Annotated in this window: 13 protein-coding genes; 4 read left to right on the top strand and 9 right to left on the bottom strand. The window is 60.6% G+C overall.

The annotated features are described in order from the left end of the window. Nucleotides 1-29: 29 nt before the first annotated feature. From I6L46_RS10085 to I6L46_RS10095, 3 genes are all read right to left on the bottom strand, one after another. A complete protein-coding gene (locus I6L46_RS10085; RefSeq protein ID WP_005361782.1) occupies nucleotides 30-1,154 on the bottom strand; it encodes an adenosylhomocysteinase in 1,125 nt (374 codons plus the stop codon). Between the two features lie 182 nt (nucleotides 1,155-1,336). Beyond that, nucleotides 1,337-2,074, bottom strand: coding sequence for a hypothetical protein (locus I6L46_RS10090; RefSeq protein ID WP_216975311.1), 738 nt, complete (start codon nucleotides 2,072-2,074; stop codon nucleotides 1,337-1,339). Further along, nucleotides 2,074-2,634, bottom strand: coding sequence for a YceI family protein (locus I6L46_RS10095; RefSeq protein WP_005334411.1), 561 nt, complete (start codon nucleotides 2,632-2,634; stop codon nucleotides 2,074-2,076). Before I6L46_RS10095 ends, I6L46_RS10090 begins: the two co-directional genes overlap by 1 nt. 109 nt (nucleotides 2,635-2,743) lie before the next feature. Between I6L46_RS10095 and I6L46_RS10100 the strand changes: the two genes are divergently transcribed. Beyond that, on the top strand, nucleotides 2,744-3,646 hold the full coding sequence (locus tag I6L46_RS10100) for a LysR family transcriptional regulator (protein ID WP_216975313.1): 903 nt from the start codon (nucleotides 2,744-2,746) through the stop codon (nucleotides 3,644-3,646). Nucleotides 3,647-3,688: 42 nt separating this feature from the next. On the opposite strand, the gene I6L46_RS10105 is transcribed toward I6L46_RS10100, so the two are convergent. Continuing rightward, the gene (locus I6L46_RS10105; RefSeq protein ID WP_216975315.1) at nucleotides 3,689-4,117 is read right to left on the bottom strand and encodes a hypothetical protein; all 429 of its coding nucleotides are present in this window, start codon (nucleotides 4,115-4,117) and stop codon (nucleotides 3,689-3,691) included. Between the two features lie 67 nt (nucleotides 4,118-4,184). Here I6L46_RS10105 and I6L46_RS10110 point away from each other — a divergent pair, with 67 nt between their 5' ends. Continuing rightward, entirely contained in the window at nucleotides 4,185-5,915 is a 1,731-nt protein-coding gene (locus I6L46_RS10110) for a formate--tetrahydrofolate ligase (RefSeq protein WP_216975317.1), read from the top strand. Between the two features lie 71 nt (nucleotides 5,916-5,986). On the opposite strand, the gene I6L46_RS10115 is transcribed toward I6L46_RS10110, so the two are convergent. Together I6L46_RS10115 and folE are read right to left on the bottom strand one after the other, a co-directional pair. Further along, nucleotides 5,987-7,642, bottom strand: a complete 1,656-nt coding sequence (locus tag I6L46_RS10115) for a methyl-accepting chemotaxis protein (protein WP_106842655.1) — start codon at nucleotides 7,640-7,642, stop codon at nucleotides 5,987-5,989. Nucleotides 7,643-8,053: 411 nt separating this feature from the next. Beyond that, the gene (folE, locus tag I6L46_RS10120) at nucleotides 8,054-8,710 is read right to left on the bottom strand and encodes a GTP cyclohydrolase I FolE (protein ID WP_139473435.1); all 657 of its coding nucleotides are present in this window, start codon (nucleotides 8,708-8,710) and stop codon (nucleotides 8,054-8,056) included. 308 nt (nucleotides 8,711-9,018) lie between these two features. On the opposite strand from folE, the gene moeA reads away from it, so the two are divergent. After that, nucleotides 9,019-10,245: a molybdopterin molybdotransferase MoeA gene (moeA, locus tag I6L46_RS10125; RefSeq protein ID WP_302054250.1), complete on the top strand. Its 1,227-nt coding sequence runs from the start codon at nucleotides 9,019-9,021 to the stop codon at nucleotides 10,243-10,245. Further along, a complete protein-coding gene (gene moeB, locus I6L46_RS10130) occupies nucleotides 10,242-10,997 on the top strand; it encodes a molybdopterin-synthase adenylyltransferase MoeB (protein ID WP_216975322.1) in 756 nt (251 codons plus the stop codon). Before moeA ends, moeB begins: the two co-directional genes overlap by 4 nt. A 71-nt stretch (nucleotides 10,998-11,068) precedes the next feature. On the opposite strand, the gene I6L46_RS10135 is transcribed toward moeB, so the two are convergent. The 3 genes from I6L46_RS10135 to I6L46_RS10145 all read right to left on the bottom strand — a co-directional run bounded on the left by I6L46_RS10135 (nucleotide 11,069) and on the right by I6L46_RS10145 (nucleotide 13,745). Then, the gene (locus I6L46_RS10135; protein ID WP_235671844.1) at nucleotides 11,069-11,827 is read right to left on the bottom strand and encodes a hypothetical protein; all 759 of its coding nucleotides are present in this window, start codon (nucleotides 11,825-11,827) and stop codon (nucleotides 11,069-11,071) included. After that, nucleotides 11,820-12,863 carry a plasmid segregation protein ParM domain-containing protein gene (parM, locus tag I6L46_RS10140; RefSeq protein ID WP_103252105.1) on the bottom strand — a complete coding sequence of 348 codons (1,044 nt, stop codon included), beginning with the start codon at nucleotides 12,861-12,863 and terminating at the stop codon, nucleotides 11,820-11,822. The genes I6L46_RS10135 and parM overlap by 8 nt, the downstream gene beginning before the upstream one ends. Nucleotides 12,864-12,968: 105 nt before the next feature. Next, nucleotides 12,969-13,745 (bottom strand): alpha/beta fold hydrolase, encoded by a 777-nt coding sequence (locus tag I6L46_RS10145; protein ID WP_216975324.1) that lies wholly within the window; start codon nucleotides 13,743-13,745, stop codon nucleotides 12,969-12,971. Between the last annotated feature and the right edge of the window lie 11 nt (nucleotides 13,746-13,756).

Raw genomic sequence — 13,756 nt, forward strand, 5'->3', positions numbered from 1 at the left:
GCCCAATGGCCGCTCCCGGTTTGGTCAAATCAGTGCTGATCAACCCCATGAAAATCGGCCAGCCAATGGCGGGCAATGGTACGCATCGCCGATTCTGGCAGCTCGAACAGGCCGGGAGCAAGAGGGCCTGCCGCCAGCATCCGGATCCCTTCCATAATCTCCGCCAGCACCAGATAGACATATTCGCCAATCACGGCGCCATGAACGAAGTTGACCGCCTCGCCCCGGTTGAGCAGGTAGATCTGGGTACCATCCGGCCGGTTGAGGGCCAGCACATGGGGGCACACCTCTTCGCTCGGCCACGGCAACTGGGCCAGCGAGAAGGCGAACTCGTCGTCAGCCGAGGTGACCGAGGCCACCATGGTGCCGGGGCGCAGCGCCTGCAGATCCGCCAAATCCAGCGAGCCGTTGCCGGTAGAGCAGATCACCAGCTCGGCGCGGCTCAAGGCTTCAGCCTTGGTGATCAAGCGAAAACCGTGAGAGAGCGCTTCGACCTGTCGCAGCACATCGGTTTCCACCAGCCCGAGATGGAGGTTGCGACAACGCAGGTCGCGGGCGATGCTGCGCCCCACCTTGCCATAGCCAAACAGCACGGCTTCGCAGACGTTGAAAGTACGGTTGAGATTACGAGCCAGCGACTCCGCGGAGTAGACCACGCTCAAACCAATCTGGATATCCTCGGCCTGCTTGAGGGGGCTGCGCGCCACCGACACCACCGGGGTCGCCAGCACCTCCTGCTCATAGCGCTGGTGGCCGTTCTCGGTCATCTCCACCACCCCGAGGAAACGGGGGCCGAAGTATTCACTCAAGATCACCTGGGTTTTGGCAAAGTAACCGCCTATATCGAGGATCAGCAACCGCTCGTGGGGGGCCACCAGCGGCGCAATCTGCTGGATGATGCTGTCGGGTTCATTGGTCCAGCGTCGGTTGAGGGGCAGCACCGGATAGTGCTGGGATACCCACTCCAGGGTCGGACCGTGTACCGATTTCGGTTTGGGCAAAATGGCGCCAATCCGTCCAATCTGACCGAGAGCGTCGATAAAACGGGGGCGATCGGGAAGCAGGTGAGTGACCAGCAGAATGCAGAGACCGTCGATACGTCCCTGTCCGGTGAAATGGCGAAAAAACAGATGCTCAGATCCTTGACTGCGCAACTGTGGCCTCCTTATGTGCCGCAAAGCAGGCAAACAGAACCCGGCGCGGCCGGGTTCTGTGTGTGTCCAAATAAAATGAAAATCCTTTTTATCTGAAACACATATGGGGCTCAATCATTATCTGCCAAGAGTATGAGCGGGTATGCAAAAATGACTGTAATTGCCTGTTTTTCATGCAAAAATCAGTACAAAGAAGCAGCAGGCCACACCCACCATAGGCTGAGCCCGGTTCCCGCGGCAGCGAGCAAGATCAGCCCACCCCAACGCACTGGCCAGGGTTTGTCACGTAACGCCCACTCCAGCAGCGGCAGCAACCAGACCGGCAGCAACACCACCAGCGGCACCTCCACATATTGCCAGGCGAGCATCTGGACGAAGGCGAGGGCCAGCGCCAGACCGGCTGGGGCTACCTTGATGCCAACAAAGGTGGCAAGCAGGGCGCGAAAGCCGGCAAAAGCAGCCAGCGCACCGGCCAGCTGGGCAATCAGCAGGCTGCCATCGATGCCGATCACCAGCGCCAGCCAGATAAAGCCGAGAGCAAACCCGAGCCCCTCGCGGCTATCACAGCGCAAGGTGCTCCAGCCAAACCAGAGGATGGCGGGCAGTAGGGCCAGCCAGATCCCGGCTTCGCTCGCCAGTACCGAGGCCAATCCCTGCCACCACACCAGCGCACTGAACACGGTAAAGAGCAGCAGTGAACCACGCAGATCGTTCACCTGAGCCGCAATGGCGGGCACCAGCAGGGTCAGCGGCAGCCACTGCCACGCCTTTTCCGGCATGCCATAGAAGCCGCCGAGCCAGGATCCCACCAGCCAGAGCGCCAGCGCGCCCCACAGATACCCCAGTCGCGGCCAGCGCCACGATAGCAAAGCGGCTCCCAGAGGAGCCGCCAGGGTTTGCAGCAGAAGTTCCGCGCCCATTACTTGCGCACGCCTTCGACAAACAGGTTGATGTTCATCTCGTCCGGAATGCCGGGCAGCATGTAGCTCACGCCAAAGTCACTGCGTTTGATGGTGGTGGAGGCGTTGAAGCCGCTGCGGTAGCCGCCCCAGGGATCCTTGCCCTCACCGATCTTGACCAGATCGAAGGCCACTTCCTTGGAGACGCCGTGCAGAGTCAGGGTCCCTTTCAGCACGCCTTTATCCTTGGTGCCCTCGTAAGCGGAGCTGACGAAGGTCATCTTGGGATACTGCTTCACGTCGAGGAAGTCCGGACTGCGCAGGTGCTTGTCGCGGGCTTCGTGATTGGAGTCGACGCTGGCGGCATCCACTTCAAAGCTCGCCTTGGCGGCCGCCGGGTTGGCGTCATCCATGCTGAAGGTGCCGCTGAAGGTGTTGAAGCGACCCACCAGCTCGGAGAAGCCCAGGTGACCCACCTTGAACTGCACCGTGGTGTGCGCCGCATCCACATCGTAATCCGCCGCCATCAGAGGGGTAGCCATAAACAGGCAGGAGGCCAGCAGAGCCTTGGTCATTTTCATCCGTTCGTTCCTTCATCTTGGGGTTCACATCAGTGGTTAAAATGCTAACCTCGTTCTGAAGATGAATAATCAGTGATTTATTAAATTCATTATTTACTGAGGATGGAAAATGGACCAGATCGCCGCCATGCGCACCTTTATCAAGGTGGTGGAGTGCCAGAGCTTTACCAAGGCCGCCAACCAGCTCGGCATCTCGGTCGCCATGGCCTCCAAACTGATGCAGCAGCTGGAGGAGTCCCTCGCCACCCGGCTGCTGTCGCGCACCACCCGTCAGGTCAATCCCACCGAAGCGGGCCAATTCTACTACCAGCGCTCCCTCGCCCTGCTGGCAGAGCTGGAAGAGACCCACAGCCAGCTGACCCACCACAACCAGCAGCCCAACGGCACCCTCAAGCTCTCGGTGCCGATGGACTTTGGCTATCTGCACCTCTCCCCCGCCCTGCCGCTGTTTCGCCAGCGCTTTCCCGACCTCAAACTCGATATCGAGTACAGCGACCGGCGGGTTGCGCTGGTGGAAGAGGGGTTCGATCTGGCGCTGCGGATCGGCCACCTCAGCGACTCCTCGCTGGTGGCGCGCCAGCTTGCCACCATTCGGGTCGAGCTTTGCGCCAGCCCCGCCTATCTGGCACGCAAGGGCAGACCGGAAAAACCCGAGGATCTCAAGCAGCACGACTGTCTGATCTACACCCTGACCCAGCCGGAGTGGCACTTCAAACGGGGAAACGAGCAGCAGAGCATCCGGCCACAGGGGCCGCTGCGGGCCAACAACGGGGTGGCGCTGACCCGCGCCGCTTGTGATGATCAGGGCATCATATTGCAGCCCACCTTTATCGTGGGGGAGGCCCTGCGCTCAGGGCAGCTGGTCAGCCTGCTGCCAGAGTGGGAGAAGGGAGAGGTGGGACTTTATGCGGTCTATCCGCACCGCCGCTTCGTCTCGGCCAAGGTGCGCTGCTTTATCGAGTTCGTGCAGGAGCGCTATCTCGCCCCGCAGCAGTGGGATGCGCCGACCTGATTGCCAGAGCAGAGGGTACGGCCTGCTGGTCCAGCTTGAAACCTAACGCAGGTCGGTTGCGGTGGTGGATGCGGCAACAGGGGTGAGCTTGGCTAGCAGACGCTCCTGCTCGAGGCTTAACTGCCAGCGCGGCAAACGGGTGCGGACAACGGACAACTGCGGCTCACTGAGGGCATAGGGGAGCGCCACTTCAATCTCGGGGCAGTCAAACATGGTGGCCAGCTGCAGGATCAAAATAAGGTTTGCCTCGTCGGTCTTGTGCTTGTTGACCCGTTTGCGGATCTCGTGGCGCAGCTGGGTTTCGGGGTCCTGGGTCATCGCCTGCCAGCCGAAACCGAACAACGGCACCAGCGCGCTGACAATCCCCAGCGCCGTCATCGGCTGCTTGGGGGGATGATAGAGTGCGTTGAGATCCAGCAGAACAGGATTCTGACGAACCTCGCCCTCACCAAATAAAATCGTTTTCGTCATTGGATTACCCGTTATATTCCACTAGACTGCGCCGCATATTTTACCCCGATATACCAACGAGGTGCTGATGCTAAGCGATATCGAGATCTCCCGCCAGTCCCCCCGTCTCTCAATCCACGCGCTGGCCGAACGCCTCGCCATCCCCCAGCACCTCCTCAGCCCTCATGGCCACTACAAAGGCAAGCTCAGCCTCGACCTGCTCACGTCTCAGCCCAAACAGCGCGGCAAGCTGATACTGGTGAGCGCCATCACCCCTACCCCGCTCGGTGAAGGGAAGACGGTGACCACCCTTGGCCTCTCCATGGGGCTCAACCATATCGGCCAGCCCAGCATCGCAACCATCCGCCAACCGAGCCTCGGGCCGGTATTCGGGGTCAAGGGGGGGGCCGCTGGTGGCGGCCACGCCCAGGTGGTGCCGATGGAGGAGATGAACCTCCACCTTACCGGCGATTTTCACGCTCTGACGGCGGCTCACAATCTGGCGGCAGCAGCCCTCGATGCCCGCCTGTTCCATGAGCGCAAACTCGGCGACCAGTTCACCGCCAAAACCGGCCTGCCGCGGCTCGATATCGATGCCGATAACATCCTCTGGCCACGCACCCTCGACATGAATGACCGCGCCCTGCGCCACCTCACGATTGGACAGGGGGGCGCTGCCGATGGTGTAGAGCGCAGCGATCGCTTCGTCATTACCGCCGCCTCCGAGCTGATGGCCATTCTGGCGCTGGCGAGCGATCTGAAAGACCTGCGCCAGCGCATCGGCCGCATCCAGCTGGCCCGCAATATTCACGGCAAGCCCATTACCGCCGAACAGTTGGAAGTAGCGGGCGCCATGACGGTGCTGCTCAAAGATGCGCTGCAACCGACCCTGATGCAGACCACCGAGCAGACGCCGGTGCTGGTGCACGCCGGCCCCTTTGCCAATATCGCCCACGGCAACTCCTCGGTGATCGCCGATCGCATCGCCCTTGGTCTGACCGACTATGTGGTGACCGAGGCAGGTTTTGGCTCCGACATGGGGCTGGAGAAGTTCTTCAACATCAAGAGCCGCCAATCAGGTATTACCCCCGCCTGCGTGGTGCTGGTGGCCACGGTGCGCGGCCTCAAGGCCAACAGCGGCCTGCTCGATATCCGTCCGGGCCAGCCGCTGCCAGCCAGCCTGCAAGGGGAAGATCTGCCGACCCTCAAGCAGGGCTGCGCCAACCTCGCCTGGCATATCCGGAACGCCCGGCGCTACGGGGTGCCGGTGGTGGTCGCCATCAACCGCTTCCCCACCGACAGCGAGGCCGAACTGGCGCTGCTGGCCCATGAAGCGCAGCAAGCCGGTGCCTGTGGCGCGGCCATCTCCAACGCCTTCACCCAGGGTGGTGCCGGTGCCAGCGAGCTGGCCCGCGCCGTGGTCACCGCCTGCGAGCAACCCGGCAAGGTGAAACTGCTCTACCCCGACGAGGCGAGCCTAGACGCCAAACTGGCGACCCTGGTGGAGTCCGGCTACGGCGGCCGCGGAGTGCAGCTCTCCGACAAAGCCCGCCAGCAGCTGGCCCAGCTCTCCGCCGAAGGGTGGGATCACTTGCCCATCTGCGTGGCCAAGACGCCGCTCTCCATCAGCCACGACCCAGCCCTCAAAGGGGTGCCGACCGATTTCGAGGTGCCCATCGACGAGGTGAAGCTCTGCGCCGGTGGCGGGTTCGTCTATGCGCTGGCGGGCCCCATCATGACCATGCCGGGGCTGGGCAGTCTGCCTGCCTATCGCCATATCGATATCGATGAGAACGGCGAGATAGTCGGCCTGAGCTGAGCTCTTCCACAACACCAGAAACAACAAGGCCCCGCCAATTGCGGGGCCTTCTGTTATCCATGCATCAACCCTTAGAGGGTGAAGCGCTGGGTCATATGGTGCAGGGTGTTGGCCAGCTTGCTCAGCTCGACGCAAGCCTGGGCGATCTGATGAGCGCCCTGGGCATTCTCGTCAGCGGCATTGTGAATGTTGACGATGCTGCGGTTGAGCTCTTCGGTCACCGCATTCTGCTCTTCGGTAGCGGTGGCGATCAGAGTGTTCATGTCGGTGATGCGCACCACGGCACCGTTGATGGTTTCGATACTGGTACCGGCATCCCGTGCCAGACCGACACTCTCCTGCATCTGGTGACGACTCAGTTGCATGGCGTTGCCCGCCTCGGCGGCGCGGCTCTGCAACAGCTCGATCATCTTGCTGATCTCGGCGGTGGAGTCCTGGGTACGCTGGGCCAATGAACGCACTTCATCCGCAACGACCGCAAAACCACGGCCCTGCTCACCGGCACGGGCCGCTTCGATGGCTGCGTTAAGGGCCAGCAGGTTGGTCTGACCGGCGATATCGCGGATCACATCCAGCACCACGCTGATGTTGGCGCTGTCGGCCTCAAGCTGCTGCACTACTGTGCCTGCTTGCTCAATCTTGACCGACACCTCTTCGATGCTGGCAATGGAGCTGCGTACCACTTCGCTGCCGGCAGCAGAGGTGCGGGAGGCATCCTTGGCGGCGCTCATGGCATCCGTGGTGTTGCGGGCCACTTCGTTGACGGTGGACTGCATCTCGTTCATGGCTGTCGCCACCTGGGAGACTTCGTTCTGCTGGATAGCCATGCCGCTGGCGGACTGGCTGGAGATGGCGCTCACCTCCTCCACTGCGCTGCTGAGTTGGCTCACGGAGCCGGCGATCTCGCTCACCAGATCGGAGAGGGAGCCCTGCATCCGGTTGATGGCGGAGCCCAGCTGACCCAGTTCATCGCGGTTGAAGCGGCTGTCACGGATCCACTGCTGCAGTTCGCCCTGACCCAGATCGCCATTGGCAATACGCTGGGCCTGACGGGCCAGCATGATCAGCGGGTCGCGGATCTGGCGGGTCAATACCACGGAGAGCACCACCACAAGGATCAAACCGATCACCAGCGCGATGGTGACACTCAGATTGGCGGATTGATAAGAGTCGACAATGTCGCTGCGGGATTCAGACGCATAACCATGGTTAATCTGGATAAGGGAGGCCACTGACTTGCTCAGCGCGGTGTAAAGGGGAACCCCCTCCTCAAGGAAGATGCGTTGGGCTTCGGCAAGCTGATCGCTGTCTTGCAGCTGTTTGACTCGCTGGTGCAAGGCGACGTAACGATCCCAGTCAGATTTCACCGTATCGAAGGTACGGCGCTCCGCCACATCCTCAGGCCAGATCGTCTTGTCATGGGCAATCAGCTGCTGCGCGATCGAGTTAAGCTGCTGACTGGCAATATTCCGATATTCAGCCCTTTTCAGCGGCTCGGCGGCCACCACGAAATAACCCAGCTCATAACGACGCAACTCACCGAGAGAATCCCCGATCGCGCTGGTGCGATTGACCGCTGGCAAGATGCTGTCTGTAAACCGGATGGCAACATCATTCATGTTGCCAAACTGGACAAGGGAAAAACCGCCGATAAATGCGACCATCAAACCGAGCACGGCAAAGCCGGCGGTGAGTTTTTTGCCTATGGTCATGGTACTGGTATTCATGGGATATCCTGGTGGTCGTTAAATTCGTAGCACTCGTCCGGTTCACGCCCTCCTGGCATGAACTATCTGGCCACCTGTTCAGTGGCGCACCATCCAACCTTGATGAATATCTCTGAATTCCATGAGCGGCAGCGAGAGCCGTGAGGGGGGCGCTAGAGTAACCGGATTGTGATGGTTCGGAAAGAGTCTGTCCGATTACTTTTTGTAAGGTGAAAACGAGGGATTTATCGCACTTGATTAAATATACCGCTTAGATGAATAAATCGAAAAAATGCATAACGTTTGCATAAGGCAAGCCGCGCGGGTCAAGCCGTTGCAGGCCGCCACTCTCATCCGGGACCAATGAAAAACGCCAGCAATGGCTGCTGGCGTCTCGTTTATTCAGCGTGCGGTTACAAAACAACCACCATCTTATCCGCGCAGGCCACCGAGAAACTCGGCCCGGGTATCGGGCTGGGTCTTGAACACCCCGCCGAGGGAGGTGGTGGTGGTGTAGGAGGTGGAGTCCATCACTCCGCGCGCCTTGACGCAGTAGTGGGTCGCCTTGATGCTGATGGCCACATCCTTGGTACCGAGCAGGGTCTGCAGCGCCAGCAGGATCTGCTGGGTCAGCCGCTCCTGCACCTGGGGACGGCGGGCGAAGAACTGCACGATGCGGTTGATCTTCGACAGGCCAATTACCTTGCCACGAGGGATATAGGCCACATGGGCCATGCCATCGATGGTGACGAAGTGGTGTTCGCAGGTGCTGGTGAGGCTGATGTCCCGCACCATGATCATCTCGTCCACCTGCATCTTGTTCTCGATCACCGTCACCTTGGGGAAGGTGGAATAATCGAGGCCGGAGAAGATCTCGTTGACGTACATCTTGGCGATGCGATGCGGCGTCTCGGCCAGACTGTCATCGGCCAGATCCAGCCCCAGCGTCTCCATGATGGAGCGCATATGGCCTTCGATCTTCTCCCGCTTCTGCTGGCTGTTCAGCTCGTTGATGACCAGGGGGGTTTCCAGTCCCTGGGCTTCGAGGGCAGCCCTGACCAGCAAGGCTTCCGGACTTAAGGTTGTCATTATCTTCTCTCCCACGCTCAGGGACTGTGAGGGCAGCTCATCGAGCAACCCCTTATGTTATGGCGGCGTACAGGGCCGACGGTATCGCTGTAATGGTCGCCACTCGGGATGTGACGGCCAGCTGTTATGGCGGCATAGTAAACGGCCATTGCCGCCAAGATTCAAGTCAACTTGTGCGTCACCTCATACTTTATGGCCATCTCACCCCGTTTCAGCGCCGATTACCCCGAGAATCCTTGAGATAACCTGCCCATCCCCGGGGATTTTTGTGATAATCCCGCCTTCAATCATAGAAAGAGGTCATGACGATGGGATTTGATACCAGCGGACTACTCCCCTTAAGCGATGCCCTGCAAGGGATGCTGGAACAACTCGCCTGCTGCTGCGACAGCGAGCAGTTGCCCCTGCCAGAGGCCCTTGGCCGGGTTCTTGCCAGCGACATCGCCTCTCCCCTCGCCGTGCCCCCCTTCGACAACTCCGCCATGGACGGTTACGCCGTGCGCCTTGGAGATCTCGCCAGCGGCACCCCGCTCATCATGGCGGGCAAAGCGTTTGCCGGTCAGCCCTATCAGGGCGAATGGCCCGCTGGCCACTGCGTGCGGATCATGACCGGCGCCCCGGTACCCGCAGGCACAGATGCGGTGGTTATGCAGGAAGAAACGCAGGCCGACGGCGATCGGATCACTTTTCTGGCACAACCCGAACCGGGTCAGAATATCCGCCGCGCCGGCAGCGATATCGGCAAGGGCGCCTGCGTGCTGCCAGCCGGTACTCGCCTCACCCCAAGAGAGATGCCACTGCTGGCCTCCCTCGGCGTGGCAACCGTCACGGTGCGCCGCCCGCTGAAAGTGGCCATCTTCAGCACTGGCGATGAGCTCAAGCCGGTCGGCACCCCGCTGGCCCACGGCGATATCTATGACTCCAACCGCTACGGCGTGCGGGCCATGCTGGCGCGCATGGGCTGCGACTGCCTCGACCTTGGCATCATCCCCGACGACCCGGCCCAGCTACGCGCTGCCTTTATCCGCGCCGACGAAGAGGCCGATGTACTCATCACTACCGGCGGCGTCTCGGTGGGGGAAGCGGATTTCACCAAACAGCTGCTGGACGAGCTCGGCGAGATTGGCTTCTGGAAGCTGGCCATCAAGCCGGGCAAGCCGTTTGCCTTCGGTCGTCTGCCCCGCGCCTGGTTCTTCGGCCTGCCGGGCAACCCCGTCTCCGCCATGGTCACCTTCGACCAGCTGGTGCAACCGGCGCTGGCCAAGCTGGCGGGCCAGCACTTCGAGCGCCCGCTCCAGCTGCAAGCCATTGCGGCCGAGCCACTCAAAAAGAGCCCGGGCCGACTCGACTTCCAACGCGGCATCCTGAGTCAGGGACCAAACGGCCTCGAGGTGCGCAGCACCGGCTCGCAGGACTCCGCTGTGTTCAGCTCCCTGTCGCGAGCCAACTGCTACATCGTTCTTGAACGGGAACGGGGCCGCGTCGCCGCGGGCGAGACGGTGACCGTGGAGCCATTCGGGGGATTGCTGCTGTGAGCGAGATCCTGAGCGACGCCGAACTGCTGCGTTACAACCGCCAGATCATCCTCAAATCCTTCGATTTCGAGGGGCAGGAGGCGCTCAAACAAGCCCGTGTGCTGGTGATCGGTGCCGGTGGCCTTGGCTGCGCCGCCAGCCAGTATCTGGCGGTGGCCGGGGTTGGCCGACTCACCTTGGTCGATTTCGACAAGGTGGAGCTCTCCAACCTGCAGCGTCAGGTGCTGCACAACGATGAGCGCATCGGTCACTACAAAGTAGACTCTGCCGCCCAGTCGCTGCGCGCGCTCAATCCCTGGCTCAACGTCGAGACCCACGCGGCCGTGGCCGACGAGGCGCTGCTCGATACCCTGTTGCCCCAACACCAGCTGGTATTGGATTGCACTGACAACCTGGCCATTCGCAACCTGCTCAACCAAAAGGCACGCCAACATGGCGTGCCACTGGTCAGCGGCGCCGCCATCCGGCTGGAGGGGCAGCTCTGCAGCTTCACCTGGCAGGAAGATGAGCCCTGCTACTCCTGCCTCAGCGCCCTGTTTGGCAAGCAGGCCCTCACCTGTGTCGAGGCGGGAGTGCTCGCCCCCGTGGTGGGTCTGGTGGGCAGCCTGCAAGCGCTCGAAGCCATCAAGCTACTGGCCGGCATGGGCAAGAACTACAACGGCCGCCTGCTGATGATCGACGGCCTGAGCGGCACCTTCCGCGAGATGAAGCTGCCCAAGCGCCCCGACTGCCCGGTCTGCTCCCATCCTTGACGCAAACGGGATCAAAAAAGCCGAACCCTGTGGTTCGGCTTTTTATTTCAATGTAGCAGCGACATCGGAGATCAGAAGATCCCCTTGGCTTTGACCTTTTTCATACTGGCCACCTGACTGGAGAGATCCTCGATCAAAGGTTCTGCCTCTGTGCCGACAACACTCTGTCGAGCGGGGGCACTGGCCAGTCGCTGGATCAATCTGTGCTGCTCGCGGATTAGCCGGGATTGCTCTTCCAGTTGGCGAGAGAGCAGCTGGATACTGCTGGCAAGGGGAGCCAGATCCTGCTCGGCCCCTGCTGATGGCAGCTTGCCAGCGATGGCTTCGGCCAGCTGGTCATGATCCAGCGCGGCAGGCAGTCCTTGCCTGAGTTCATCCCACATCTCGCTGGGTTGCTGCTCGCCGAGCCGGCTGACAATCTCGTCCACCAGTGAAGTGGTATCACTCTGTCCCAACTGAGGTGCAAGCCTGGCCACAATCTCGTCGATCATCACATCTGCGGCAGGCTGCGCCTCGCCAGCGACCTCCCCCAGATTGAAACCACAGCTGGCAAAGGCATGACGCAGGGTCGTCATGCTCACCTGCTCCGGCCCCAGCGCATTGGCAATCGCTTTGCAGAGGTTGGGCGCCAGCACGTACATGAACATGCCGGAGAGGTAGATATCCTTGTGGAAACGGCTCTTGGAGAAATCAAACTCCTCGGTCCCCTCCTGGATCTTTCGCGCCCGTTGATACCAGTTCTGCAATACCCCGACCGCATAGCGATCAGACTCCAGCGCACCCGGATCCATGTAGATGGAGAAGGTCATGCGCTTGAGTTGACTACTCATCGTCAACCTCGGCCATCACAGGCGCTTCGCGATAGACTTCATCCTCTTCCGTGGTGTAGAGGCAGATTTCACGAGCCAGCGCGGACTGAGCATCGTCCAGCAGCTCGACACGGTCACCCAGGGTGGGATAGGCCGCCTTGATCGCGTCATAAATCAGAGATGCGCCGCCACCGACCAGATAGACACGGTTCGGGTTCTTGGCAAACTTCTTCGCTTCATGTGCAACCTGAGTGCCCAGCTCGTCGATCTTGTTTTGCATCTTCTCGAGGATCTTGGGGATCTGGCTCTCATCGTTGACCACATCGCGTACAAAGCTCATGTCGTGACGACGCTTGATAAACTCGTTGGCCACCAGATAGCTGGAGTCGCTGTCTGCTGCGGCCAGCGCCTTGCGGGTAGCGTCGGTCACCATGGAGACACCGATCTCGTTGTTGCCGTAGACATCGGAGACATCGTCAAACTCGCCAACGATGATCCCCATATCCAGAGTGGTGCCGCCACAGTCGATCACCAGAGTCTTGGTGAACTCGTTGCAGCCTGAGCCAATCAGGCGGGAGAGCGCAGCAGGCAGACTCTCCGGCATCACTTCGACACTGACGATATTGAACAGCTCGCCCTTGTTAAGGGTGATCGGACGCATCAGGTTGCGCCGTTTCTTCTCGATCTTCTCTTCGTTGCGCTGGCAATCGTCCGGGTTGTAAAACTCGGTGATGGGCAGGGTCACGGTAATGGCGACATCGCACGGCGTCACACCAGTCTGCAACAGGGCATGATGCACGGAGAGCAGGTTGAGATCGTCATACTGGTACTCCACATGAGTGGTGGCCAGAGACTTGTCGGAGGTCGCGTCGTAGGTGTACTTGGTGTTGCCTATCTCGTAGTTGTAGATCTTCTTGTCTTTACGCAATGCGGCGCTCTTCCAGTCCTTGCGAAAGGAGTTGGGAGAGATGATGGTCTTGAGCACCTTGTTCTCAATCCAGCTCACCTTGACGTTGGTCGAGCCATCATCGATGGCCATTTTCATTACTTCAGACATGAGGAAACACCTGTTAATAGATCAGAAATGGGTCCGATTGCCTTGCCTTATGCCTTTGGCAAGGCGATCGAACCAATACATACACGGGGTAAAAGGGCGACAAGTTTAATGGGTTTCTAAAATCCGGTGAAGCAAATGATTAAATCCGGAAGGATCTTCCGCGGGCCAGGCGTGGTGGCCGTTGGGAGTGTGGATGGTGGCGTTGGGCAGGGCGGCAAACTGCTCTACCCGTTTGGCCAGCGGCAGATAGTCGTGACTGGTGGAGATGATGGCCACCGGCTGCCAGATGGCGCCGAGCCGGGCGCGCACCGACCAGCCGGGTAGCGCCTCCAGCAGCGCCTTGTAGGTTTTCTTTTTATTGCGCACGAAACGCAGCCGGAAGGTATGGCGCACCTGCGCCAGATCTGGGCCCGGGAAGAGCTCGCGTCCCAGCCACCAGGCGAGCGGGCGCATGCCAAACCAGCGCAGCCATTTGAGGCGCTGGGCGTAACGCTCCTGCTCTTTGGGTGTTTCCAGCAGAAACTCGCTAAAACCGTTGACCAGCACCAGCCCCTGCACCTTGTGGGGCAGTTGCAGCGCCAGCTCCAGCGCCACCATGGCCCCGAGCGACAATCCCACCACCCAGGCGGGCTCCGGCTGCTCATCGAGCCAGCTCACCACATCGGCTGCCAGGGTCGCCACGTCAAACGGCCCCTCCTGCATGCTCTGGCCGTGGCCACGCAAGTCCAGCGCCACCACCCGGTAGTGTTCGGAAAACCGTTCGATCTGCGCCTGCCAGTCGAGGCTGGAGGAGCCCAGCCCGTGCAGCAGCAACAGCAAGGGGCCCTCCCCCGCACTGCGCAGGGCAAGACCATTGAATTTCATCACCTGATTGCGGCGCATCAGTGTATTGC

This window comes from Aeromonas sp. FDAARGOS 1416 (assembly GCF_019048085.1).
Classification (GTDB): domain Bacteria; phylum Pseudomonadota; class Gammaproteobacteria; order Enterobacterales; family Aeromonadaceae; genus Aeromonas; species Aeromonas veronii.

Coding starts and splice junctions, on each gene's coding strand:
- parM (WP_103252105.1), bottom strand. CDS start 12,863: ATGTCTGAAGTAATGAAAATGGCCATCGATGATGGCTCGACCAACGTC.
- I6L46_RS10090 (WP_216975311.1), bottom strand. CDS start 2,074: ATGGGCGCGGAACTTCTGCTGCAAACCCTGGCGGCTCCTCTGGGAGCC.
- I6L46_RS10095 (WP_005334411.1), bottom strand. CDS start 2,634: ATGAAAATGACCAAGGCTCTGCTGGCCTCCTGCCTGTTTATGGCTACC.
- folE (WP_139473435.1), bottom strand. CDS start 8,710: ATGACAACCTTAAGTCCGGAAGCCTTGCTGGTCAGGGCTGCCCTCGAA.
- I6L46_RS10110 (WP_216975317.1), top strand. CDS start 4,185: ATGCTAAGCGATATCGAGATCTCCCGCCAGTCCCCCCGTCTCTCAATC.
- moeA (WP_302054250.1), top strand. CDS start 9,019: ATGGGATTTGATACCAGCGGACTACTCCCCTTAAGCGATGCCCTGCAA.
- I6L46_RS10145 (WP_216975324.1), bottom strand. CDS start 13,745: ATGCGCCGCAATCAGGTGATGAAATTCAATGGTCTTGCCCTGCGCAGT.
- I6L46_RS10105 (WP_216975315.1), bottom strand. CDS start 4,117: ATGACGAAAACGATTTTATTTGGTGAGGGCGAGGTTCGTCAGAATCCT.
- I6L46_RS10135 (WP_235671844.1), bottom strand. CDS start 11,827: ATGAGTAGTCAACTCAAGCGCATGACCTTCTCCATCTACATGGATCCG.
- I6L46_RS10100 (WP_216975313.1), top strand. CDS start 2,744: ATGGACCAGATCGCCGCCATGCGCACCTTTATCAAGGTGGTGGAGTGC.
- I6L46_RS10115 (WP_106842655.1), bottom strand. CDS start 7,642: ATGAATACCAGTACCATGACCATAGGCAAAAAACTCACCGCCGGCTTT.